Origin of the sequence: Enterococcus sp. DIV1421a (genome assembly GCF_051711025.1) — a bacterium.
In the GTDB taxonomy this organism is placed as follows: Bacteria; Bacillota; Bacilli; order Lactobacillales; family Enterococcaceae; genus Enterococcus_B; species Enterococcus_B hirae.
The window spans coordinates 2,429,009-2,452,970 of the sequence record NZ_JBIOLU010000001.1; the positions used below are offsets into that span (position 1 = coordinate 2,429,009).

Consider the following 23,962-nt stretch of genomic DNA (forward strand, 5'->3'; position numbering starts at 1 on the left):
ACCTTGAAGTCTCAGTAAGATTACATCTAACTGAAAGAATCACTTTACTAAGATCGTTACGACAAATTTAGCAAAATGAAGGGTGAAAATCTCAAAACAGGATAAACTGTTTGAAGATTCTCACCCTCCAGATACAAATCAAGCTACACAATGCCCAACTTTATCAAACGATTTGTAGAATAAAGTTGTTTCCAGCCACACTGATCGATTCATTTATTTGGATATGTCACTTTTTCTGTCAATAAGTTGCACTTGCACTAAACGCCCTCTTCATAAAACCGACCAAGAATTTGGACATTTTCGGCGATACTGACAAACGCTTGTGGATCAGAAGCTTTCATCGCTTCTCTTAACAAAGGCAACTCATAGCGTGTAACGATCGTCATCAACACCGTTTGTTTATCGTGCTTGTAAGCTCCTTCTGCCTCATTGATGATCGTGATTCCACGACGCATACAGTTTTGGATTTCATTGACTACTCGTTCGGGATGCTTCGTTACGATCATCACTTGCATTTTCTTTTGTTTCGTATACATCACGTCGGTTACTTTCCCACTGACAAAGATCGAAAGTGCGCTATAAAACATGTATTGCCAGCCAAAAAGGATACCAGCTACGAAAACGATCAATGCATTGAAGTAAATCGAAATTGAACCAATCGATTTTCCTGTCTTTTTACGAATAGTGATACTGACGATATCCAAACCACCTGAGGATAAGCCATTTCTTAAGGCTAACCCGATCCCTAACCCCATCACAGCTCCCCCAAAAATCGCGCAGATGATTGGATCAGTTGAAAGAACCGTTAGAGGAAGGATATGGATACAAAGTGACGTCAATGTCACGGTGATAAATGTAAAAATCGTAAACTTCTTACCGATCTTCACCCAAGCAAGAACAAATAAAGGAATATTCAATAAGTATAAAGTCGTTGAGACGGGTACTTCGAATCCAATCAACGATTTAGATAAAGTAGTCAGTATTTGTGCCAAGCCAGTGATTCCGCTTGAATAAATATGTCCTGGTTGATAAAAAAAGTTTAGTGCTACTGATGCAATCAATGCATAAACGATAGATACCGAAAGCTTGGTCGTATAATCATGATGCGCCCAATTTTCGAAAGTTTTTTTCATTGCTTTGTATTTCCGGTTACGATCTCGTAATTTTCATATGAATTCGTATGAAGAGACAATCATTGGCTGGAAGTCAATTTCTCTCTTTTCCCGGAATTTCCTTTCTTAATTTTAATTTGGATAGTGAGTAAAGATACGTAGTATATAATGAAAGAACGAACGATTACGTTCAGTGACTACTCTATAATGATCCATCATTACACTAACCAAAAGAAGGATTCATTCTTCGCCTATCGCATCACTAAACGTAGCATCCATTGAAAATATGGGTTAAAACTCAACTGACATTATACGCTATGGCTTAATTATAAATCGTTTTGGAATTAAATCAAGACAACATAAACAAGTACGAGAGTCTTTTTACACCTAGTCCAGACTCCCGTACTTATTATTTATAAAACGATCAATGGAATTGAGTTACTAGTCTTTTGTTCAATACGAATAAACTTAGTCCATGCTGGTTACATCAATATTCAAGTCAAATAATTGGGCATCTGATACCGTACTTGGTGCATCACTCATGACATCTGCTGCTCTACCATTTTTAGGGAAAGCAATAACTTCACGAATGTTTTCTTCACCAGCAAGTAACATCACAAAACGGTCCAAGCCAAGAGCAATACCGCCATGTGGTGGGAACCCATAATCCAATGCAGTTAATAGGAAACCAAATTGTTCCTCCATTTGTTCCTTCGTAAAGCCTAAAGTTTCTAAGACTTTTTCTTGGATTTCACGAGTATGGATCCGGATTGAACCACCGCCTAGCTCATAGCCATTCAATACGATATCATATGCTTCTGCATAGACACTAGCTGGATCTGTACTCAAGCGTTCAAGATCTTCTTCTTTTGGCATCGTAAATGGATGATGAGCGGATACGTAGCGTCCTTCTTCTGCAGAATATTCAAATTGTGGCCATTCTGTGATCCACAAGAAATTGAATTTTGATTCATCAATTAAGCCTAATTCTTTTCCTAAGCGTGTACGGATTGCACCTAGTGTTGCAGCTACGATTTCTTTTGTATCCGCACCAAATAATAAAATGTCTCCAACTTCAGCGTTTGTCGCTTGAACGATTGCTTCTGTTGCATCTCCCATAAATTTAGCGATTGGACCTTTCAAGCCGTCCTCTTCTACTTTTAGCCAAGCTAATCCCTTCGCACCAAATTGGCTAGCGTATTGCCCAAGAGTATCTAAATCTTTACGAGAGTAGTTGCTTGAAGCATTTTTAGCATTTAAAACTTTGACGACGCCACCTTTTTCAAGAGCCATTTGGAAGACTTTGAAATCAACATCTTTGACGATTTCACTTAAGTCGATCAACTCCATCTCAAAACGTGTATCTGGTTTATCACTACCGTAGCGATTCATTGCTTCGTCATACGTCATGCGAGGAAACGGTAAAGTAACGTCGATTCCACGAACATCTTTCATCACTTTCGCAATCAAGCCTTCGGTATAATCTTGGATTTCTTCTGCCGTCAAGAATGTCGTTTCAATATCTACTTGAGTAAATTCTGGCTGACGATCACCACGAAGATCTTCGTCACGGAAACAACGAACGATTTGGTAGTAACGATCAAATCCTGCGTTCATCAATAATTGTTTAAACAACTGAGGTGATTGAGGTAACGCATAGAAGTGCCCTGGGTAAACACGCGAAGGAACAAGATAGTCACGAGCCCCTTCTGGCGTTGATTTTCCTAAATAAGGTGTTTCGATATCCATGAAATCATTATCATCTAAATAATGACGGATTGCTTTCGTTGTTTCATTTCTCATTTTGATATTTTTCGTCATTTTTGGACGACGCAAATCTAAATAACGATATTTCATACGGATCTCGTCTCCGACTGTTTGATCGTCTTCAATCAAAAACGGTGGTGTTTTTGCTTTGTTCAAGATAACAATTTCGTTTGCGAATACTTCATATTCACCAGTGACCATTTTAGGGTTGATGGCTAGCTCCTCACGTTTACGAACCACACCAGTGATTTCAATCACGTATTCACTCCGACATTTATCCGCGATTTCCCATGCTTCTTTATTGACTTCAGGATTGAAAACGATTTGGACGATTCCTTCTCGGTCACGTAAATCAATAAAGATTACTCCCCCTAGGTCTCTTCGCTTTTGTACCCACCCTTTTAATGTAACAGTTTGATCTAGTTCTTTTGCTGAAATCAAACCGCAATAAGTTGTTCTTTGTGCCATTTTTCTTTTTCCTCCTACTCGAATAAAGTCATTTCATCATAGACTTCATCAAAATGTTCATAAACTTCTGTTAAACTAAAGCTTTTTTCTTTTCTATTAGCCATTGATTTGACTGTGACCGTTTGGTTTTCCAGCTCATCTCCGCCAATAACTAACACTAACTTAGCATTCGCTTTATCAGCCGTTTTGAATTGTGCTTTTGCTTTACGATCCATAAAATCACGATCAGCTGAAAACCCAAAATTGCGGATCGTTTGCACCAGTTTCAATGCTTCGATATTCGTTTCTTCGCCTAAAGCCACGACATAAGCATCTAATTCATTAAATGCCGGAATCACGACTTCTTCTGCTTCCATTGTTAACAGCAAGCGTTCGATCCCCATCGCAAAACCAAAACCGGGTGTTTGAGGTCCGCCTAGTTCTTCAACCAAATTATCGTAACGTCCACCTGCACAAATCGTCGCTTGTGCGCCCATCTTTGGTGCATCACTCATAATCTCAAAGATTGTATGTGTATAGTAATCCAACCCTCGAACCATCGTGCTATCGATTTCGTAAGGTATATTAAGTGCATCCAACATAGCAACGACCATATCAAAATGTTTTTGTGCTGTTTCGCTTAAGAAATCTAAAATCGATGGTGCATCAGCAACAAACTTTTGATCTCGTTTGTCTTTACTATCTAACACCCGCAACGGATTCTCATGCAAACGACGTTGTGAATCTTCACTCAACTCTTTTTCAAATGGTGAAAGATAGTCGATCAATGCTTGACGATATGCTTGACGCGTTTCTTTATCTCCTAGCGAGTTGATCACTAATCGAATTTGAGTGATTCCTAATTGTTTGAAGAAATCAAGGGCCATAACCATGCTTTCTACGTCAGTTGCTGGATTGTCAGAACCAAAAGCTTCTACTCCTATTTGATGGAATTGACGTAAACGACCTTTTTGAGGGCGTTCATAACGAAACATTGGTCCCATATAAAATGTTTTATAAGGTTTTGCATATTCTGGTCCAAATAATTTATGTTCCACAAAAGAACGAACGATCGGTGCTGTTCCTTCTGGACGTAAAGTGATGTGGCGTTCCCCTTTGTCATAGAAATCATACATTTCTTTTGACACGATATCCGTTGTATCCCCTACACTTCGAGAAATGACTTCATAGTGTTCAAAAATAGGCGTGCGGATTTCATTGTATTGATAATCTCTAAACAATAAACGCGCTGTTTCTTCCACGAACTGCCATTTTTCTGACTCACCAGGTAAAATATCATTTGTTCCTTTTGGTCTTTGGAAACTCATTTTTTTCTCCCCTTTACTTTTCTATGTAAAAAAAAATCCACCCTTATTCATTACGAACAAGGGTGAATGACTAATTCATACACGGTACCACCTATTTTTGAAAGATTGCTCTTTCCTCTAACGATTAACGCTCGTACACGGGACGGCTTTTCACTCGTCCATCTCCAGAGTGTCTTTTAGAACCTAAAACTTTAGATCATTTTCAGCCTTGATGATCCTCTCTTGTAAAGCTTCAGAAACTTACTCGCTCTTTCATTGATATTTTCAATATTACCTATAACCTACTAAAAACAAGGCGTAAAGTCAAGAAAAATCTGTAAATCAACTGAGAATTAATAAGGTGCTAACCGACTAACTGAATGAAACATCTCCTTAATTACTAGCATCCTTCATTCCAGCACACGCTCATTTTTTCAGAGCTAACTTCTTCTGTCACGACCTTCTCTGTATTTTTCTAAAAATCTTTAAAGAGTTGATCAATGGTATGGTAATCAGTGGACGATAAATGAATATCTAATGCACGAGCATTATCTCTAACTTGTTCCGGTTTTTTCGCTCCAGGTATCACGACAGAAATCCGTGGATTTTTCATATACCAAGCTAAAACGAGTTGAGCAATACTAGCTTGATTGTTTTTCGCAATCGGTGCAAGTTGTTCGACAGCCTGAATGATTTTTTCAAACCTCTCTCCTTGAAAATCCGGATTCTTCTTACGAGGGTCATCTGGAGCCATACTTTGAAGACTATTTAAATGATATTTTCCCGTTAACAAGCCGGAAGCAAGTGGAAAATAAGGGACAAAACTAATGTTATGTTGTTCAAGATAAGGCCAACGTTCTTTTTCAGCTTCACGATGGATCAAACTAAATTTATCTTCAACAACATCAACATAGCCATCTTGATTTGCTTCTTTCAGTTGAGTCATTGAAAAATTAGAGACTCCGATTGCACGGATCTTCCCTGCTTCTTTTAGTTTGTGCAACGCAGCGACTGCTTCATTTTTTGGCGTTTCTTTATCTGGAAAATGGATATAAAAAATATCAATATAATCAGTTTGTAAACGTCGGAGTGCTTCTTCTACAGAACGGGTCAAAAATTCTGGTGAATTATTGAATACCCCTTTTTGTCCAGGAACATGGGCAGCTTTAGTGGCAATGATCACCCGTGAACGATCAAATTCATTTTCTTGCAAGACTTCACCGATCAGTTCTTCTGAACGTCCATTTCCATAAGCATAAGCAGTATCAATTAAATTGATGCCGTTTTGCAAAGCGGTTCGTACAACTTCTTTCCCAGTTTCATCTTTTAAGTTAGCAAAAAGATTATGACCACCGATCGCATTCGCTCCTAAGCCAAGTTGTTCAGCGTAAACTTGTGAATGTCCAATTCTTATTTCTGCCATTCGCAATTCCTCCTTTTTTCTTTAGTCTAAAACAAAAAGAAAAAAAGCTAAACTAAAAGAACTTTTGAAGTAAGAGGTTGTGAAAAGAGCGTTTTGACCTGAGCGTTAAGGAGGAAAATCTCGAAACAGCTCCCCATGTTTTGAGATTTTTCGACTTATCGCCGAAGGTCAGCTCTTTGAACACCGTGAATCAGAGGTTGTGAAAGCAACGGGAAGCTCCGATGACAATAAGAAAGGATTTTTTAAAACAGCTTCTCATGTTTTGAAAAATTCAGGCTTATTTCAAGGAGCTGTTGCTTGAACACCGTGAATTAGAGGTTGTGAAAAGAGCGTTTTGACCTGAGCGTTAAGGAGGGAAATCTCGAAACAGCTCCCCATGTTTTGAGATTTTTTGACTTATCGCCGAAGGTCAGCTCTTTGAACACCGTTTACTTGCTTTAGAATAAAAAATAAAGCGCCCCCCAAAAGTTAGTTTTTTTAGTCTAACTTTTTTTTGGGGGGGAGCTACAGAATGAGATTTATATTTCAGACTTTTTATTTTCTACTCACTATTCTTTATATAAGAGTACACGACTATTAGGATAAGTTGGAAATTGATTACTAGGGATCGTCCAATCTTGTTCAGGTACTGAAAATTCATAATGGTTGACTAATTGGTCAGAAAAGACCCGTAAACTGTGTAAAGTGATCCATTCTCCTGCACAGCGATGCATTTGTCGAAAGTCTCCTCCACCTTGAGCAATCATCTCATATTCCTCTTCGTAAGAAAGATCTTTTGCTTTCCCTAAATAACGTTTGATCATGAATGAATCTGGCGCATCGATTGTACGCTCATCATGATTCGTCCCGTATAGATCCAAAATAACCCAACTATCTTTAGGAATAAGATAGCCGTCAACTGACACATCTTTTAAAGCAATTGCTGGCAACATTGGGAAAAATGGATAGTAACGACGCATTTCCTGAATAAACGGATCTTGAAGTTCTGTAAAGTCATTTTTTAACTGCTGTTTTAAGTCTGGTCGACTGAATAAAGCATGTCCCATCAAAGCTGCCCAGACTGTCAATGCTACAGTTGGTCGAATAATATTGAGCAATTCCACCGCAGCCACTTCGATTGGCAACAAATTACCATCAAGATCAGTTGCTTGGGCAAAAGCATATAAAGCGACATCTTCTTTACCTGGAACAGGGTTTGCTCGTGCATCCTCAATCAACCTTTGAGCCCATTGTTCAGATTTTTTACGATTTTCAACCCCTTTGATATGATCGATTGGCGACGTAAATGTCCCACTGATCATAGAAATTTGGTAATCAGCGAACTGATTGATTTCTTCATCGGTCGATTCTGCTAAGTTGATTCCTGACCATTCACAAATCGAAGTAAATAGTACTTGTTTACTTAAATCAAATAATTCAAATTGTCCATGTTGTTCGTTTAACGCTTGAGACAAATTTTTTTCTAAAATTTGATGGTACGTATCCATTCTTTCCGGTGTCATCAAATCCATAAAAATCGATTTGCGATGATGGTGTTGGGCACCGTCTAGTGTTTGAACACCATCTTTCCCAAACAACGTTTTTAATACTAATTTAGGCATTGCTCCTTTTCGTTTGAAATTCCTTGGATCATAAAAAATTTGAGCGGCTTCTTTTCCATAGATCACAATCGCTTCTTTATTGAAGATTTTTGCTTTCACTACTGGCGCATTTGCCTCTTTACGTAATTCCTCTAACAAGTGATAACCTTGCTCATATCGTTTTTTAATCTCGGTTATCTTTATATCGACTACTGGTACCTCTTTCATCTTTTATCTCCTCCAATAGAACACTTCATCTATTATTAGCTTATCTTTTTTTTAGATAGCTGACAAAAAAAGTGTTCTAAAACCAAAAAGACCAAATGGACTCGATTTTAGGACTATTTCTCCTCTAAAATCACTCTTTTTTCCTTAAAAAAAAGGTTCCCCCATCTGTATGACACTTTTTGAGTAGGCACACAAAAAACCGAACACTCAAAGATTCATCACTTGTGCGAATCTCTGAGGATCGGTTAAAGAAATTGACGAGTCCTGCTCATCTTATTTCAATCAATTATGAATATACTAGCATCTCTTATTTATTTTGAGAATCAATAATGATAGTAACCGGACCGTCATTGATCAAAGATACTGCCATGTCAGCTCCAAATTGGCCGGTTGCTACGGTAATCCCTCTATTTCTAATCCCTTCATTAAAAGCCTCGTATAGTGGAATAGCTGTTTCGGGACGAGCTGCTGAGATGAAACTTGGACGATTTCCTTTTTTAGTATCTGCAAACAGCGTAAATTGGGACACACTCAAAATTTGTCCTTCGACATCTTCTACACTACGGTTCATTTTTCCTTGTTCATCTTCAAAAATACGCATTTGTGCAATTTTTTTCACTAAATAATCAACATCATCTTGCGTATCTTTTTCATGAATACCTAGTAAAATAACCAGCCCTTGATCGATCTTCCCAACTTCTTGTTGATTGATCGTCACTGAAGCTTTACTTACTCGCTGGACAACAGCTCTCACGTGTTTTCCTCCTAACCATTGGTTCGTCGCACGCTATACACATCTGGTACAGCTTTGATTTTATCCACGATGCTCTTTAGGTGAGCAAGATTTTGGATCCCTACTGTTAAATGGATCGTTGCCATTTTGTCTTTGTTGGTTCTCGCTTCCACGCTGTTTAAGTTTTTAGTCATGGTATTTACCGTTTGTAAGACATCATTTAACATGCCGGAACGATTATAACCATAAATTTCCAGATCAGCATCATATTCTTTTCTGGTATTCGAGGTATCTTCCCATTCAACTTCGATCAGGCGTTCGGCCACATTCGGCTTGTCTACTTGGACATTCGGACAGTCTCTTCGGTGAATTGAGATTCCTCTTCCTTTAGTGATATAACCCACGATATCATCTCCAGGGATCGGGTTACAGCAACGACTGATCCGAATCAACAAGTTATCGACACCTTGAATCACGACACCACCTTCATGGCGAACCTTCATTTTTTCCGGTTCTTTTTTCGGTTGGTTCATGATTTCTTCAGCTTCTTGTTTTTGTTGCTCGATCTTTTGTTCTTTTCTTTCTTTTTCAGTCAAACGGTTCGCCATCGTCAATGCACTGACTTCACCATAACCCACAGCTGCATACATATCATCTTCCGTTTGATAATTCAGCTTTTCTAAAGCATCTTGCAGCTTACTTTTTGCTAAAATTTCTTTTGGTGCAAAGCCTAGATCGATAATACATTTTGTGATTGCTTCATGTCCTTTGATGATATTTTCTTCTCTGTCTTGGGCTTTGAAGAAACGTTTGATTTTATTACGAGCTTTACTCGTAGCAACTAATTTCAACCAATCTCGACTTGGACCAAACGAATTAGGTGAAGTCAAAATCTCAATGATGTCCCCATTTTTCAACTTATAATCTAATTGAACCATTTTGCCGTTGATTTTGGCACCCGTTGTTTTATTTCCAATGTCTGTATGGATACTATAAGCAAAATCTAAAGGTCCAGAACCTTTTGGCAGTTCTGTCACGTCCCCTTTAGGAGTGAAAACATAGACCTTATCACTAAAGATATCTCCTTTGACACCTTCCATAAATTCTGAAGCATCATAACTTTCATCTTGCAATTCAATGATTTCGTGGAACCAGCTTAATTGTTTCGTGATACCATCTGGTTCGACCTTATCATTTTTACCTTCTTTGTATGCCCAATGTGCAGCCACCCCGAACTCGGCGATTTCGTGCATTTCTTGAGTTCGTATCTGGATCTCTACCGGATTTCCAGCTGGTCCAATGACTGTTGTATGCAAAGATTGATACATATTTGCTTTAGGCATAGCAATATAATCTTTAAACCGCCCTGGCATTGGTTTCCATTTGGTATGGATTGCTCCTAAAACAGCATAACAATCCTTGATAGAGTCAACGATTACCCGTATTGCAAGTAAATCATAGATTTCATTGAATTGTTTCTTTTGGTCTTTCATTTTCCGATAAATGGAATAAATGTGTTTAGGACGTCCATAGATTTCTGCATAGATATCTAGTTCTTCTGTTGCTAGACGAATATCTTCGACTGTGGCGTTGACATATTTTTCTCGTTCTTCTCGTTTCGTTTGCATCAAATGCACGATTCGATAATATTGTTTAGGATTGAGATAGCGAAGTGCGGTATCTTCTAATTCCCATTTGATTCGACTGATCCCCAAGCGATGAGCTAATGGTGCATAAATTTCTAAAGTTTCTTGGGCGATTCGACGTTGTTTATCTTCACGAAGATGTTTTAGCGTACGCATGTTATGTAGTCGATCAGCTAATTTCACCATAATTACACGTAAATCTTGCGCCATAGCTAATAACATCTTTCGATGATTTTCTGCTAATTGTTCTTCATGTGATTTGTATTTGATTTTCCCTAGTTTCGTTACACCGTCAACTAACATTGCAACGTCTGGACCAAATTCTTCTTTCAAATCATCCAAAGTAACGTCGGTGTCTTCTACAACATCATGCAAAAAACCAGTTGCAACAGTATGGGGGTCCATTCTTAAATCAGCTAAGATCCCAGCAACTTGGATAGGATGGATAATGTATGGTTCGCCTGATTTACGAAACTGGCCATCGTGAGCAGCCGTTGCATAATCGCAAGCTTTTTGAACAAATGCTACATGATCAGGTCCCATGTATTGGCTAACCAATTTAATCACTCCAGGACCTGTCAATAATTCTTCTTTTGGCATGGAACATCCCCCTTTCAAAGGTTACGAACAACAGCTGTTGCTCCGAATAATATTAAAAACCATTCTTCTTTTTTATAACATAACTAGAAACAAACTCATGCACACCATTCATTTGATGTCATCCGTTGTTTACAATAAAATAATTGTTTTTATTATACAGATTGTTCGGAATTTTTTCAATTTTTCCTGATTTTATTCAGTTATTATCAGTGAGTGAGCTCCCACTGATAACTTGCCGCACTTAAAAGATAAAGAGGTGCCGTCTCCGTACGTAAAATCCGTGGCCCTAATCCACATAAGATTCCACCTTTTGCAACAAAGGCTTCGACTTCTTCAGGAGCAAGACCTCCTTCAGGACCAAAAACGGCTAAAATCCGACTACCATCAGTGAGTTCTTGGAATACCTTAGCTAAATTGGCTAGTTCTCCTTGTTTTGCTGACTCTTCATAAGCAATCAACAACACATCATAAGCAGATAGTCGATCAAAAAGAGCTTGCTGACTTTCCAATAATTCCACTTGGGGCGCAATCTGTCTATGAGATTGTTCAGCTGCTTCTTGAGCAATTTTGTTCAAACGTTCTTGACGTTTGTTTCTTTTTTTCGCATCCCATTTTACAATAGATGTTTTAGCTGGAAAGCCAATAAATCCATGCGCACCTAATTCTGTTCCTTTTTGAACGATCCAGTCTAGTTTATCCCCTTTTGGATAACCACTGGCAATCGTGATGTTATTGGGTAATTCCTTTTGGCTTTTTTCTTTTTCAAGCTCGCTCAAATAAACGGTATCTTCACTGATTTCTGTGATCTCCGCACGAATCGATACTTGATCGTTGAATGCTAAATAGACTTGATCTTTTGGCGCCATGCGCATGACCCGTACGATATGATGAAATGCCTCTCCCGAAAGTTCGAAGCGTGTATTTGGTTGATACGCCTCTTCTAAAAAGTAACGTTGCATTTATTCCACCTCAGGCTTTTTCAAGATAATTGCATACCAATCTTTTTGTTGGAAAATTTGATCAACGACAAAGCCCTGTTCTTTCATGGCGTCAATGACCATTTGTTTTTTTTCTTCAATGATACCAGATACGATCAGGCGCCCTGTTTGTTTTAATAAGCGCCAAGCATCAGGGATCATCAACAAAATAATATCTGCTAAGATGTTCGCCACGATAACATCACTTTCGATTGTGATGCCGTTCAATAAATCATTAGCAGCTACGTGAACATCTTTGGCTACTTCATTCATATCCATATTTTCTTTCGCTGCACGAACAGCCACTTCATCCAGATCATAGGCATAAACATCTTTGGCTCCTAAATATTTTGCTGCGATACTTAAGACGCCAGAACCAGTTCCTACATCTAAAAGTGTTTCTCCGCCACGCAATACCGTTTCTAATGCTTGCAATGTTAAAGAGGTAGTTGGATGTGTCCCTGTTCCAAATGCCATTCCAGGATCTAATGTAATGATCTTTTCTAATGGATCATTTGTTTGATACGCTTCCCAACTAGGCACGATCGTTAACATTCTGGTGATCCGTACTGGGTGATAATACTTTTTCCAAGCAGTTGCCCAGTTGCTTTCTTCCACTTCACTAACGGTGATGATATTTTTACCGATCGCCAAGCCAAATTCTGGGAGTTGGGCTACACGGTCTTTGATAAAAGGCAAAATTTCTGGTAAAAAAATTGTTTCAGGGAAATAAGCCATCACCAGTGCGCCTTCTGTTAATGAAGTAAAATCTTCTTTATTCAAGATTTCCCCATATTGATCAGACTTGAAATTTTCAACGTCTAAAGCATCTTCAATCGCAACACCGCTTGCTCCTGCTTCCATTAGTATATTAGCCACAGCTTCCACTGCTTCACTGGCGGTTTCAACTTTTACTTCATTCCATTTCATGACATTCACTCCTTAATAACTTGGATAAGGCAAATAGACGTCCGTCTCATTTTGCTGTTTTTCTTCGACTAGTTTTGCTAACTGTTGATTGTCCCAATTCAACTCAAACACTGCCGTTTCATCATCTGAATCAAGAAAATCTAAGAGATCACTTTGCCCTTGCGCTAATACTTCGTTCAAATACTCAATCAATGCATCAATGACCGATTTGGCTATCCCTTTCTTTCCTTCATAAGGAATAACCGCTAAATAATCTTTTTCATCAAAATGGGATTTTTGTGGATTGAACAATAAAATACCATCTTCAAATTCAATGATTTCTTCTTCGGAAACTACACCTTGGGCATCATCGATTTCCAAATGTGCTTTATTTTCTGCAAATAGTCGGACAATGATTTCAATCGTATGGTTTTTCGTATCCCAGTCTAATGCCACATCATAATCAGTGATCGTTTTTTCGATTGTTTTGTCTAAGTAGTCAAGTAAGTTTGTTTTTTTCATTTTCTCTTCCTCCAACCCCAGTCTTCCTCCACCAGGTTCTTTCTTTGTAATGATAGATATGGATTTCCAGCCACTACAAAACGTAATGGTTTGTCTGTCCATTCTCCTTTGTTAGGAATACCGATCCTTGGCAAAACCATGATTTTCTTAGGTATTTTTGTTTTTTCAAAAACAAAATGCAACGGACTGTCTAAAATCGATTGTCCATAAAGTTCTTGTGGTAATCCTAATGCCGCTACCAATTTTCCGGGACCGTTACTAATATCAGGACCAGTCTTCCCGCCTCTGTTAATGCTCATTTGAGCCACACCAGTTGCAGGCTCGATTGCACGGATCATTACCCCTTGTGGAATCCCTTCAGGTTGCGTAATAATATTTAAAATACGGTGGGTGTGCATCGTATAAAGATAAATCGTTCCTGGCTTTTCATACATCGCTGCCACTCGTGGGGTTCTGCGCATCCCAAAACTATGAGCCGCTTCATCTTCTGGACCAAGATATGCCTCTGCATCAACGATGTAACCACCAACGGTACCAGTTGGCGTAACATATTCTAAATACATCCCTAAAAGATCTCTGGCAACTTCGGGTGTTGTTTTATTCAATAAAAGTTCATCTAATTGCTCTTTATTTGTCATTTTATTCACCACCCTTATCATACACAATATTGAAAGCATAAGCTATGGAAACCAAGAAAAACCTACAGCAATAGACAGGCAGATAAGAATAGCCGAAAAATCCCAAAAATAGGAAGAACTATCTTCGGATTCTCCGGCTTATTTTTCAGAACTAGACACTTCTGTCACAGCCTTTTATAGGATTTTACATAGACCGTTCAAACCAGAACAAGGTTTAGCATTCATTATTTACCGAGCACCAGTCGGCGAGTATAGATCCCCTGACCAGAATGCATCACTGCATCATCAATGATCGACACGAGACGATCTTCACGTGTGACAGGAGGTGTCCAGTTGGAATCAATGACTTCATCAAGTGTTCCTTCATCGACTTGTTCCAAGTACTCAATCGTCAATGAAACACTATTAGCTAAATAATCTGTAAGTAGTTTTTTGTCTGTTACGACGACTTTTTTTGCTTCCGCAGGTGTGTGTTGCCAATCTTGCGTATCATCAGGCAGATCTAATGCAAATTTTCCAGACCAGTCTTGACTAAACCACAGTGGTTCACTATTTTTCAAATCGGATATTTGAAGGTCTAATTCTCGAGCAGTATGCCAGATCAGCCAAGTTACTGATTTGATCAAAGGTGCCGGCATCGTATTTGCTTCTGCTACATCTAGCTGGTCTAACGTTTCTTCAAACCGTTCTTGTGCTCGTAACAATGTTTCACTCAATAATCGTGTCGCTTTCATTTTTCTCCTCCTCCAAGCCATCTATGTCTTCACTCCCTTTATTTTACCTCAAATCAGAATAAACGAGGAAACTGGTGCTTTATTTTAAAAGTCCCCCAGTCCTTTCAATAAAGATCCTCTCTGTTAAACTTAGCCTGAATATGAGTAAACTCGTTTCCTTTCACTTTACGGTTTACGGCGTTCTAAATTAGCGTTACCATAAAGTGGATTGTCCTAATGTATGGTATAATTAACGAACGAAAAATAAAAAAAGGAGGCCGTTTTATGCAGCAACCTTTAGCTTATCGGATGCGTCCACGAACGATCGATGAAGTCGTAGGACAAGAACATTTAGTTGGTGAAGGAAAAATTATTCGGCGAATGGTTGATGCCAAAATGTTGTCTTCCATGATTTTATATGGTCCACCAGGAACTGGTAAAACCAGTATTGCTAGTGCGATTGCTGGCTCAACCAAATTTGCCTTTCGCATGCTCAATGCAGCAACTGATTCCAAGAAAGACTTACAAGTAGTTGCCGAAGAAGCCAAGATGAGTGGCACTGTCATTCTCTTACTTGATGAAATCCATCGTCTTGATAAAACGAAACAAGATTTTTTGCTCCCTCATCTGGAAAATGGACGGATCATCATGATTGGCGCAACAACTGAAAACCCCTATATCACGATTAATCCTGCTATTCGCAGTCGAACACAGATTTTTGAAGTAAAACCCTTAAACGAATTAGATATCCAGCAAGCGGTTCGATCAGCTCTAAGTGATAAAGAGCGTGGGCTTGGTAATCTAGCTATTGAATTAGACGAAAACGCTTTGCTTCATCTATCACGGGCAACGAACGGCGATCTTCGAAGCACACTTAACGGCTTGGAATTAGCGGCTCGTTCGACCGAGCCAAATGAACAGGGGATCATTCACTTAACGCTAACGATCGTTGAAGAATGTATCCAACGAAAAGCCCTCACTCATGATAAAGACGGAGATGCTCATTATGATGTGATTTCAGCTTTTCAAAAATCGATCCGAGGAAGCGATGTTGACGCAGCACTTCATTATCTAGCCCGCTTAGTTGAGGCTGGTGATCTGGCAAGTATCTGTCGGCGCTTGATGGTGATTGGTTATGAAGATATCGGTCTAGGAAATCCTGCTGCCGCAGCTAGAACTGTCAATGCTGTCTTAGCTGCTGAACGTCTAGGACTTCCCGAAGCAAGGATTCCTTTAGCAGATGCCGTAGTTGATCTTTGTCTCTCTCCTAAATCAAATTCTGCTTATGCCGCTTTAGATGAAGCGATTGCTGATATCCGCTCAGGCAACGCTGGCGAAGTGCCCGATCATTTACGAGACAGTCATTACCAAGGAGCCAAGGCATTGAATCGTGGGATTGGTTATCAATACCCTCACAATTTTGATCAAGCCTGGGTGAACCAACAATATTTACCCGACAAATTAAAACAAGCGTCTTATTATCATCCGAAGACTACAGGAAAATATGAACAAGCGCTTGGGCAACAATATCAGCGAATCAAAGAATGGAAAAAATCAGGAGGCAATAAGCCAACGACATAGACTTGATTTTCCATGAGCGCTCTCATTGCTCTTTTTATTTCCATATGCTACTATAGAGGTGGGAAATCTGTGATGTTCGAATTGTCCTCTTTGTGTGTTGACCGAACATTTTTATTGATATCTTGGGACCCGTCTTGTGTCACTGCTGGTAACATGCCTTATCATTTGGTAGTTCGAGGCTACGACCGTGGGACCCACCTGCTTGAATTCGCGGGATCAATACTACAGGACGAACAACGGCATTAACGGAGATTACCATTTTTTGAAGATTAAGGGGCTATGCCAATTACTTGGTACAGCTCCTTTTTTTTCGAGTAGATCCCTTGAAAAATATTATTTGACCAATCTTTAGACTTTTGGAGGAATTTCTATGATTCAACTTTTAATGGGCATTGCCGCATTATTATTATTATTTGTTAGCTATTATTTATTAAAAAAACAACCCATCTTTTTCGTATTAATAGAAGAAACAGAAAAAAATCGTGGCTATTTACAATTCTATGGTGCCATTTACGCTTTCCTAGGGGTGTTAGGTATTTTTGTCGCCTTCTTCAATCAACGATTTATTGCTTTGGCTTACCTGCTCTTGGTCATTATTGTTGCTTCTGTCTTCAGTTTTACTTTCGCTCGGAAAATGGTCAAACCAAACAGTAAATAATTCTCTTTTTGTTCAACTTGTTTTACAATAGAATTATAAATGATTGATTTATCTGAAGGAGTGAATGCTTATGTTACAACAGTACAAAAAAATTATGGTTGCCGTAGATGGCTCTGATGAAGCTGAATTAGCTTTTAAAAAAGCCGTAAACGTTGCTATCAGAAATAATGGAGAACTTTTATTAGCACACGTGATTGATACTCGTTCTTTCCAAACCGTTTCATCATTTGATGGCATGTTGGCAGAGCAAGCAACTGAAATGGCGAAGCAAACGCTAGCTGATTATGAAGCAAATGCTAAAAAAGCGGGATTGAACAATGTTACTACCGTGATTGAATACGGCTCGCCGAAACAAATCATCGCTAAAGAAATTCCTGAGGATAACCATGTAGATTTAATCATGTTAGGTGCAACAGGATTGAATGCTGTTGAACGTCTATTTATTGGTTCTGTTTCAGAATATGTGATTCGTAACGCCACTTGTGATGTTCTAGTGGTACGTACTGATTTAGAGAATAAATTACCTGAAAAAGAATGATTAATTACTAAACAAGCGGTTGTGAAAAAAGTATGTCACAACCGCTTTTATTTATTTTTACATATGCTAAAGAGCTTGGCACGTTCTTTTGTTCCAAGCTCTTTTTTAGATTATTTATCCAATCAATCATTTTTTCTAACCTAATCGATTTCATGATAAAAATATTTCTTTGTCATCAATTCGCCTATTTATTTCCTTTAGGAAGTACAATAATGTGCGCATCATTATAAGCTTCTTGTGCTTCTTGTACTTTCGCTAACAGTCTGTCTTTATAAGGTCCATCCACAAGACGGTGGACAAGATTCAATGCAGTATTAATATCATTTTGAGTATTGTTTGTACTTGGTTTACCATTAAAAAACAGACGATCCACCACTGGCGTTGCGTTTGATACAGCAATTAACTGATCGTATTTTTCATGCAATTCATTGGTCGTATAGCCTTCTAAAAATGGAATGTTTATATAAGGAAGTTCACCTAGTTTTTCTGCAAGATCGATCATTTCTTCTGTTGTAAAACTACCTTTAGGATTACCGATATCTCCATCAATAAAGTGTTTATCCATCGTCTCATTCGCAACTTGCCATTTTTGCATCAATGTATCGTATGCTTTTTGTGCTTGATTGACTTTTTCCAATAACGCTGTTTTTTGATCACTATCTGGTAAGCTTTCGACTTGTTGTTTCGCCGCATCAATTTGAGCTTTAGTATTGCCTACTTTTGCTCCATTTCCATCAAACAAATTATTTACTATCGTTAAAGCATCTTCGATTGCTGAATTCAAGATAGAAACTTGTTTGCTCAAAATTTCTTTCCCTTGTTCATCTAAGCTCACTAAAGTAATTGTTTTAGACGTTGCTGATACTTTATTTTTTGCATATACTTCAAATCGATTATTCTTTAACAACTTAAATCCTGGGAAGTACTCTTTTCCATCTACTATCAATTTGAATTTCTTGACATTGCCGGTCACGCTTCCTGTAATATAATCAGTGTTTACTTTATAATAATCTACAACTAAGCTTGGAGCATTAAGGGTGATTTCTTGCATGCCGATTTCTATACCTTCAGCATTTAAAACTTTTAAAATCACTTTTTTAGAATCTACTGTTACTTTATTTTTTGCATACACTTCAAAATTATTATTCTCTAAAAGTTTAAATCCTGGTGTATATTCTTTGCCATCAACAATTAATTTGAATTGTTTAGCCTCACCTGCAATTTGACCTTTGATGTAATCTTTACCTACTGTATATTCTTCCACCGTTAATTTAGGTGATTGTACAGCAACTTCTCTTGTACCTGTTTCTTTTCCATTTGAATCAAAACTTTTCACTGTAACTGTTTTTGTTGTCGAAGGAATCCTTTTCCCAATATAAAGTTGAAATTTATTGTTTGCTAATAATTTAAATCCTGGTGTGTATTCTTTGCCATCAACAATCAACTTGAACTTCTTGATTTTCCCACTGTATTCTCCCGTCATATGGACATTTCCATAATGATAAACATCCACTTTGAATGCATTTACTCTATCATCCAAAGCTGCTTGAGCGATTTCTAATTTTTTCAATAATTGTGCTTTAACAGGAGATATATTATTTACCGCATCTACTTTTCTTCTAGCTTCATCTATTGCTTCTTGAGTATTACTTTCTTTGGGAGTGTCTCCATTAAAGAGCTGATTTACAGCTTCTACCGCTTGTTTTTCTGCAGGATCTTGGACAATATGTGCATCATTATAAGCTTTTTGTGCTTCTTGTACTTTCGCTAACAGTCTGTCTTTATAAGGTCCATCCACAAGACGGTGGACAAGATTCAATGCAGTATTAATATCATTTTGAGTATTGTTTGTACTTGGTTTACCATTAAAAAACAGACGATCCACCACTGGCGTTGCGTTTGATACAGCAATTAACTGATCGTATTTTTCATGCAATTCATTGGTCGTATAGCCTTCTAAAAATGGAATGTTTATATAAGGAAGTTCACCTAGTTTTTCTGCAAGATCGATCATTTCTTCTGTTGTAAAACTACCTTTAGGATTACCGATATCTCCATCAATAAAGTGTTTATCCATCGTCTCATTCGCAACTTGCCATTTTTGCATCAATGTATCGTATGCTTTTTGTGCTTGATTGACTTTTTCCAACAACGCTGTTTTTTGATCACTATCTGGTAAGCTTTCGACTTGTTGTTTCGCCGCATCAATTTGAGCTTTAGTATTGCCTACTTTTGCTCCATTTCCATCAAATAGATTATTGACTGCATCAGTAGCATGTTGAATCACTTCATCTGCAAGTGTATTCTTCTGTTCCGGTACTGGCACACTTGATGCGTTCTGTTCTTTTGTAGTGGAAGATGTTGTTGTTTCTTCTACTTTTTTATTTTCTTTTTCTTCTGAAGCGTGTGTTTGACTTGTTTCACTCGCCTGACTTGATTGATTTGATTGATTTGCTTCTTCTTTTTTCTCATTTTTTTCCGAAGTAGTAATAGTGATGCCTTCTCCCGCCCCATTTTGATCTGCATGGACCATTGGTGTCACTACTCCAGATAAACTAGATAATACTAATGCACTCGTAGTTGAAAACGACACTAAATTCTTTTTCAAGTTCCCCTTTTTCAATTAAAAACCACCCTTTTTTGTTTATTTGATTTAAGGAAATAATAACCTATTCGGGCTCGCTATTTTTTTTAATTATTTAAAAAAAAATGTCATTTTTTTAAATAGACTATTTTATAAAATAAAAAACAATGTTAAAGTTACTCACTTCGGTAAAAAAATTTTTGTTTGTGACACTGGCTGTTCTTCTATTTCTATTCAAGTAACTTTTTATTACGAGTCGTTAATGCTTCAGCTATAAAAATAGTCAGTCTTTATTCGTTGAATCAATGAAAACCACTTGCTTACTAACGATTTCTTTTTCTTGTTCATCTAAACTAATCAAAGTAATAGATTTAGTTAGCGCCGATACCTTGTTTTTCGCGTAGACTTCAAATTGATTATCCTTTAACAATTTAAATCCTGGAAAATACTCTTTTCCATCCACTACTAACTTAAATTTCTTTACTGCCCCAGCATAGGTACCTGTAATATATTCATTTCCTAATTTATAGTCATTTATATCTAAGTAGGGAGATTGGACTCTAACTAAACCAGATTTTAACAAATCTCCTTCTGAATTCAGAGCAACCAAAACGACTCTTTTACTTCCACGTAATATTTTATCTTTCGCATAGACTTCAAATTGATTATTCGCTAATCGTCTAAAACCTGGAGTGTATTCTTTCGTGCTTCCTGTGGTCCCCACCCTCAATTTAAATTTAGCAACATCACCAATAAACTCACCTTTGACATAGTTTTCTCCTAATGTGTAATTGTTAATGGTGAGTTTCGGTGCTTGAACTGAAACGTTTTGAGAACTTGTCTCTTTTCCTTTTTTATCAAAGATTTTTACTGTAACTGAAAAAATTGAAGGCGGAATTTTCTTTCCAATATAAAGTTTGAACTGATTATTTGGTAACAAAGTAAAACCTGGGGTATATTCTTTATCGCCAACAATCAATTTAAATTGATTGATTTCCCCTTCATAAGCACCAGTCATGTATACGTTCCCATAAATATAGGGGTCGATTGTACAGGAAGGAGTTTTTTCGTCAAATTCTTTTTGTCCATTTTTTTCTTTAGAATTTGTCATTTTAGTCTGTTTTGAATCATACATTTCTTGCGCTTGAACAATTTTTTCAAATAATTTTGTTTTTTGTACACTTTCTGTTAATTCCATTACTTGTAGCTTTACTTCATTAATTTTTGCTTGGGTATTACTTGTTTTTGCTCCTGTTTCATCAAACAGAAGTTTCACTGCCTCAGTCGCTTTCTTAACGTTTTGATCATTAGGAATGTTCGTTTGTTTCACATCTGAATGTTCACCTGAAATATTTGCCTGGCTGATTTCACTTTTCATTGTTTTCTTTCCTGAGACTTCATTTTGTTCTGCGTACACAAATGGACTGGCAGTTATAGATGAATTAGCTAATATTAGTACACTCATAATCGTTATCGTTAATCGATTTGTTTTTCTCAATTCAATCTCCTCCTTTTTTTTCATAATACTTTATTTTATTTCTATATTTTTTATTGATTTAAAAAAGAACATTTCTTTTTTTCAATCAATCACTTTTTATAGACAAAACAAAAAAACGAAGTGAACAATGTTCACTTCGGAAAAAATTTATTCTTAAAATTATGATACGTTCGCTACACTATTTCATACCTAAAAAAGGCTAACAACTATTTCATTAGAATATTTATTTACGTAAACGTTCCACGTCACGAGCGATCATCAATTCTTCATCAGTTGGAATGACAAGTACTTTGACTTTTGAATCTTTTGTGGAGATATCTAATTCTTCCCCACGTTTTTTATTCATTTCAGGATCAATTTCACAACCAAACCATGTCATGCCTTTAATGATTTCACTACGGACGTGCCCATCATTTTCGCCAATTCCAGCAGTGAAAACAATTGCGTCAACGCCGTTCATCGTTGTCACATATCCACCAATATATTTACGGATACGGTCTACAAAGATGTCATATGCCAAATGGATATGCTCTTGTTCATAGTTTTTCTCAAGATCACGCATGTCACTTGATAAACCTGTTAGACCTAACAAACCTGATTTTTTGTTTAAAATGTTGACCATTTCATCAATATCAATCTCTAATTTTTCCATTAGATAAGGTAAAACAGCTGGATCGATGTCCCCTGAGCGTGTTCCCATTGTTACACCTGCCAGTGGTGTGAATCCCATCGAAGTATCAACTGATTTTCCACCATCTACTGCCGTAATTGAAACACCATTCCCTAAGTGACAAGTGATCAATTTCAACTCTTCGATTGGTTTCTCTAACATCTTAGCCGCACGTTCTGCTACATAGCGATGACTTGTACCATGGAAGCCATATTTTCTTACTTTGAAATCTTCATAGTAAGAAACAGGTAAGCTATACAAATAACTGCTTTTTGGCATTGTTGCGTGGAATGACGTGTCAAAAACAGCCACGCTTTGGATATCTGGTAAGATTTTTTTAAATGCTTTGATACCCATTAGATTAGCAGGGTTATGCAATGGTGCAAACTCTGCTAATTCTTCAATGCGATCCATCACAGCTTCATCCACGATTACAGAATCAGCATAAGTTTCTCCACCATGAACGACACGATGTCCTACCCCAGTGATTTCATCGTAAGAACTTAAGATTTGTAATGCAATCAGTTGATCTAACAACATTTTTACTGCTACTTCATGGTCATCGATGTCCATGATTTTCTCAAATTTTTGATCTTCACCATATTTGATCGTAAAAATTGAATCTTCTAAACCGATTCTTTCGACAATTCCTTTAGCAATTACGGTTTCTTCTGGCATTTGATATAGCTGCCATTTTAAACTTGAACTTCCAGCGTTGATAGCAATTGTTTTAGACATATAATTCTCCTTCTTAGTGCGTGATTAAAGAGAAGACGATTTCCATGTTTCAAATTCTTTAAAAAATTCAGTCACCTTCTCTGGTTTCTTTAGTGAATCAAGTTTTACAAGTAATACTTCTTGTGCTTGTTTTGCCTTTGTTCCTTTTTTCTGCAAGATCAAAATACTTTTTTGTGATTGCTTGTTACGGAATAATTCATCTGGTAATTGGATCATTCCTTGAAGATATCCTTCTTCTTTAAACCATCTTTTGACTTCTTCACTTTGTTCTGTTTCTAAGAAGTTACTTGGCATCAAAAACAGACCGAATCCATCTGGTTTGACATACTTCATTGCCTGTTCTAATAGCAGATGATGGGCATAACTATGCCCTTGTGTGGTGCTTGTTAAAAACTCTTTTGCTTTTTGATCATTCGGATAATAACCAATCGGTAAATCGCTGATAGCTACATCCACTGGATCAATCAGTAATTCTTGTAAGCCATCTTGGTGAAAATATTGAACATTCGCCTGAGTCAGATCACTTGTTGAAGCAGCAACCGCTAATAACGTATCGTCAATATCTACACCCATCCCTTCCGCTTGGTATCCCGCACTTGATAGGTTTAAAAGAACTGTTAATAACAAGTTGCCCATTCCTGCTGCAATGTCCAAAATCTTGATTGGCTCTTCTTTATTTGTGAATAGCTGTTCAATTAAAAAGACAAATAAAAAACCAATACTATCTGGAGTAAGTTGATGGTTCGCTTGAAGATGTTCTGTCTGACTCCCCTTTAGTAACAGTAGTTGTGACAGACGGCGCCACTCTTCTGGTTCAAAGGAAAGTTGACTGAGTTCTTTATACAAAGCAGAAATCTGTTGCTTGATTTCTTCAGACGGTACTCCATCTACCACTCGTACTTGATAGTTGTCGATTAAGTTTTCAGCATTTTCGACATAGGCTTCTAAAAAGGAAGTTCCCAATGCATTTTGTAAAAGCTGAATCGCTTTTAGGTTTTGTTCAAACCCCTGTTCCATTTTTTCTGGTAACATGGTGCACCTCATTTCTAGATATATTATAACAATTATTTTACCTGTTTAATTTTAACGAACT

Annotated in this window: 19 protein-coding genes, 1 other RNA gene and 1 other annotated feature; of the genes, 4 read left to right on the forward strand and 16 right to left on the reverse strand. The window is 37.5% G+C overall.

Going from position 1 to position 23,962, the window contains the following annotated elements; translation table 11 throughout:
* Positions 1-257: 257 nt before the first annotated feature.
* From IGK21_RS11035 to IGK21_RS11090, 12 genes are all read right to left on the reverse strand, one after another.
* Positions 258-1,133: a YitT family protein gene (locus IGK21_RS11035; protein ID WP_010720874.1), complete on the reverse strand. Its 876-nt coding sequence runs from the start codon at positions 1,131-1,133 to the stop codon at positions 258-260.
* Between the two features lie 447 nt (positions 1,134-1,580).
* Positions 1,581-3,347: an aspartate--tRNA ligase gene (aspS, locus tag IGK21_RS11040; RefSeq protein ID WP_161652057.1), complete on the reverse strand. Its 1,767-nt coding sequence runs from the start codon at positions 3,345-3,347 to the stop codon at positions 1,581-1,583.
* 14 nt (positions 3,348-3,361) lie between these two features.
* Positions 3,362-4,654 (reverse strand): histidine--tRNA ligase, encoded by a 1,293-nt coding sequence (gene hisS / locus IGK21_RS11045; RefSeq protein WP_010720876.1) that lies wholly within the window; start codon positions 4,652-4,654, stop codon positions 3,362-3,364.
* A 55-nt stretch (positions 4,655-4,709) separates the two neighbouring features.
* Positions 4,710-4,919 (reverse strand) — a binding site (T-box leader).
* Between the two features lie 189 nt (positions 4,920-5,108).
* On the reverse strand, positions 5,109-6,056 hold the full coding sequence (locus tag IGK21_RS11050) for an aldo/keto reductase (RefSeq protein ID WP_010737088.1): 948 nt from the start codon (positions 6,054-6,056) through the stop codon (positions 5,109-5,111).
* A 548-nt stretch (positions 6,057-6,604) separates the two neighbouring features.
* Positions 6,605-7,864 carry a cytochrome P450 gene (locus IGK21_RS11055; RefSeq protein ID WP_181915118.1) on the reverse strand — a complete coding sequence of 420 codons (1,260 nt, stop codon included), beginning with the start codon at positions 7,862-7,864 and terminating at the stop codon, positions 6,605-6,607.
* Positions 7,865-8,171: 307 nt separating this feature from the next.
* The gene (gene dtd / locus IGK21_RS11060) at positions 8,172-8,618 is read right to left on the reverse strand and encodes a D-aminoacyl-tRNA deacylase (RefSeq protein ID WP_178306382.1); all 447 of its coding nucleotides are present in this window, start codon (positions 8,616-8,618) and stop codon (positions 8,172-8,174) included.
* 11 nt (positions 8,619-8,629) lie between these two features.
* Positions 8,630-10,843: a RelA/SpoT family protein gene (locus IGK21_RS11065; RefSeq protein ID WP_010720880.1), complete on the reverse strand. Its 2,214-nt coding sequence runs from the start codon at positions 10,841-10,843 to the stop codon at positions 8,630-8,632.
* Positions 10,844-11,049: 206 nt separating this feature from the next.
* The gene (locus IGK21_RS11070; protein WP_178306381.1) at positions 11,050-11,802 is read right to left on the reverse strand and encodes a 16S rRNA (uracil(1498)-N(3))-methyltransferase; all 753 of its coding nucleotides are present in this window, start codon (positions 11,800-11,802) and stop codon (positions 11,050-11,052) included.
* The gene (gene prmA / locus IGK21_RS11075; protein ID WP_034699952.1) at positions 11,803-12,750 is read right to left on the reverse strand and encodes a 50S ribosomal protein L11 methyltransferase; all 948 of its coding nucleotides are present in this window, start codon (positions 12,748-12,750) and stop codon (positions 11,803-11,805) included.
* Positions 12,751-12,762: 12 nt separating this feature from the next.
* Positions 12,763-13,251: a DUF3013 family protein gene (locus tag IGK21_RS11080; RefSeq protein WP_181915119.1), complete on the reverse strand. Its 489-nt coding sequence runs from the start codon at positions 13,249-13,251 to the stop codon at positions 12,763-12,765.
* A complete protein-coding gene (locus IGK21_RS11085) occupies positions 13,248-13,889 on the reverse strand; it encodes a DNA-3-methyladenine glycosylase (RefSeq protein ID WP_181915120.1) in 642 nt (213 codons plus the stop codon). Before IGK21_RS11085 ends, IGK21_RS11080 begins: the two co-directional genes overlap by 4 nt.
* Before the next feature lie 224 nt (positions 13,890-14,113).
* Entirely contained in the window at positions 14,114-14,623 is a 510-nt protein-coding gene (locus IGK21_RS11090; RefSeq protein ID WP_053766268.1) for a DinB family protein, read from the reverse strand.
* Between the two features lie 264 nt (positions 14,624-14,887).
* Between IGK21_RS11090 and IGK21_RS11095 the strand changes: the two genes are divergently transcribed.
* The 4 genes from IGK21_RS11095 (at position 14,888) to IGK21_RS11110 (ending at position 17,379) form a co-directional block, all read left to right on the forward strand.
* Positions 14,888-16,183: a replication-associated recombination protein A gene (locus tag IGK21_RS11095; RefSeq protein ID WP_010720886.1), complete on the forward strand. Its 1,296-nt coding sequence runs from the start codon at positions 14,888-14,890 to the stop codon at positions 16,181-16,183.
* A 61-nt stretch (positions 16,184-16,244) separates the two neighbouring features.
* Positions 16,245-16,439: non-coding RNA, 6S RNA (gene ssrS, locus IGK21_RS11100), on the forward strand.
* A gap of 114 nt (positions 16,440-16,553) precedes the next feature.
* On the forward strand, positions 16,554-16,841 hold the full coding sequence (locus tag IGK21_RS11105) for a hypothetical protein (RefSeq protein ID WP_010720887.1): 288 nt from the start codon (positions 16,554-16,556) through the stop codon (positions 16,839-16,841).
* 70 nt (positions 16,842-16,911) lie between these two features.
* Entirely contained in the window at positions 16,912-17,379 is a 468-nt protein-coding gene (locus IGK21_RS11110; RefSeq protein WP_010720888.1) for a universal stress protein, read from the forward strand.
* Positions 17,380-17,563: 184 nt separating this feature from the next.
* Here the strand turns inward: IGK21_RS11110 and IGK21_RS11115 are convergent, their stop codons facing one another.
* The 4 genes from IGK21_RS11115 to IGK21_RS11130 form a co-directional block, all read right to left on the reverse strand.
* A complete protein-coding gene (locus tag IGK21_RS11115) occupies positions 17,564-20,002 on the reverse strand; it encodes an immunoglobulin-like domain-containing protein (RefSeq protein ID WP_252703175.1) in 2,439 nt (812 codons plus the stop codon).
* A 244-nt stretch (positions 20,003-20,246) separates the two neighbouring features.
* A complete protein-coding gene (locus IGK21_RS11120; protein ID WP_181915121.1) occupies positions 20,247-21,461 on the reverse strand; it encodes an immunoglobulin-like domain-containing protein in 1,215 nt (404 codons plus the stop codon).
* A gap of 223 nt (positions 21,462-21,684) precedes the next feature.
* Positions 21,685-22,869 carry an acetate/propionate family kinase gene (locus IGK21_RS11125; protein WP_010737077.1) on the reverse strand — a complete coding sequence of 395 codons (1,185 nt, stop codon included), beginning with the start codon at positions 22,867-22,869 and terminating at the stop codon, positions 21,685-21,687.
* Positions 22,870-22,893: 24 nt separating this feature from the next.
* Complete coding sequence (locus IGK21_RS11130; RefSeq protein ID WP_010720892.1) at positions 22,894-23,901, reverse strand: class I SAM-dependent methyltransferase; 1,008 nt, start codon at positions 23,899-23,901, stop codon at positions 22,894-22,896.
* Positions 23,902-23,962 lie beyond the last annotated feature (61 nt).

Bases quoted from the DNA above. Each gene is read 5' to 3' on its own strand.
- IGK21_RS11035 (WP_010720874.1), bottom strand. From the start codon at position 1,133: ATGAAAAAAACTTTCGAAAATTGGGCGCATCATGATTATACGACCAAG.
- aspS (WP_161652057.1), bottom strand. From the start codon at position 3,347: ATGGCACAAAGAACAACTTATTGCGGTTTGATTTCAGCAAAAGAACTA.
- hisS (WP_010720876.1), bottom strand. From the start codon at position 4,654: ATGAGTTTCCAAAGACCAAAAGGAACAAATGATATTTTACCTGGTGAG.
- IGK21_RS11050 (WP_010737088.1), bottom strand. From the start codon at position 6,056: ATGGCAGAAATAAGAATTGGACATTCACAAGTTTACGCTGAACAACTT.
- IGK21_RS11055 (WP_181915118.1), bottom strand. From the start codon at position 7,864: ATGAAAGAGGTACCAGTAGTCGATATAAAGATAACCGAGATTAAAAAA.
- IGK21_RS11065 (WP_010720880.1), bottom strand. From the start codon at position 10,843: ATGCCAAAAGAAGAATTATTGACAGGTCCTGGAGTGATTAAATTGGTT.
- IGK21_RS11070 (WP_178306381.1), bottom strand. From the start codon at position 11,802: ATGCAACGTTACTTTTTAGAAGAGGCGTATCAACCAAATACACGCTTC.
- prmA (WP_034699952.1), bottom strand. From the start codon at position 12,750: ATGAAATGGAATGAAGTAAAAGTTGAAACCGCCAGTGAAGCAGTGGAA.
- IGK21_RS11080 (WP_181915119.1), bottom strand. From the start codon at position 13,251: ATGAAAAAAACAAACTTACTTGACTACTTAGACAAAACAATCGAAAAA.
- IGK21_RS11085 (WP_181915120.1), bottom strand. From the start codon at position 13,889: ATGACAAATAAAGAGCAATTAGATGAACTTTTATTGAATAAAACAACA.
- IGK21_RS11090 (WP_053766268.1), bottom strand. From the start codon at position 14,623: ATGAAAGCGACACGATTATTGAGTGAAACATTGTTACGAGCACAAGAA.
- IGK21_RS11095 (WP_010720886.1), top strand. From the start codon at position 14,888: ATGCAGCAACCTTTAGCTTATCGGATGCGTCCACGAACGATCGATGAA.
- IGK21_RS11105 (WP_010720887.1), top strand. From the start codon at position 16,554: ATGATTCAACTTTTAATGGGCATTGCCGCATTATTATTATTATTTGTT.
- IGK21_RS11110 (WP_010720888.1), top strand. From the start codon at position 16,912: ATGTTACAACAGTACAAAAAAATTATGGTTGCCGTAGATGGCTCTGAT.
- IGK21_RS11125 (WP_010737077.1), bottom strand. From the start codon at position 22,869: ATGTCTAAAACAATTGCTATCAACGCTGGAAGTTCAAGTTTAAAATGG.
- IGK21_RS11130 (WP_010720892.1), bottom strand. From the start codon at position 23,901: ATGTTACCAGAAAAAATGGAACAGGGGTTTGAACAAAACCTAAAAGCG.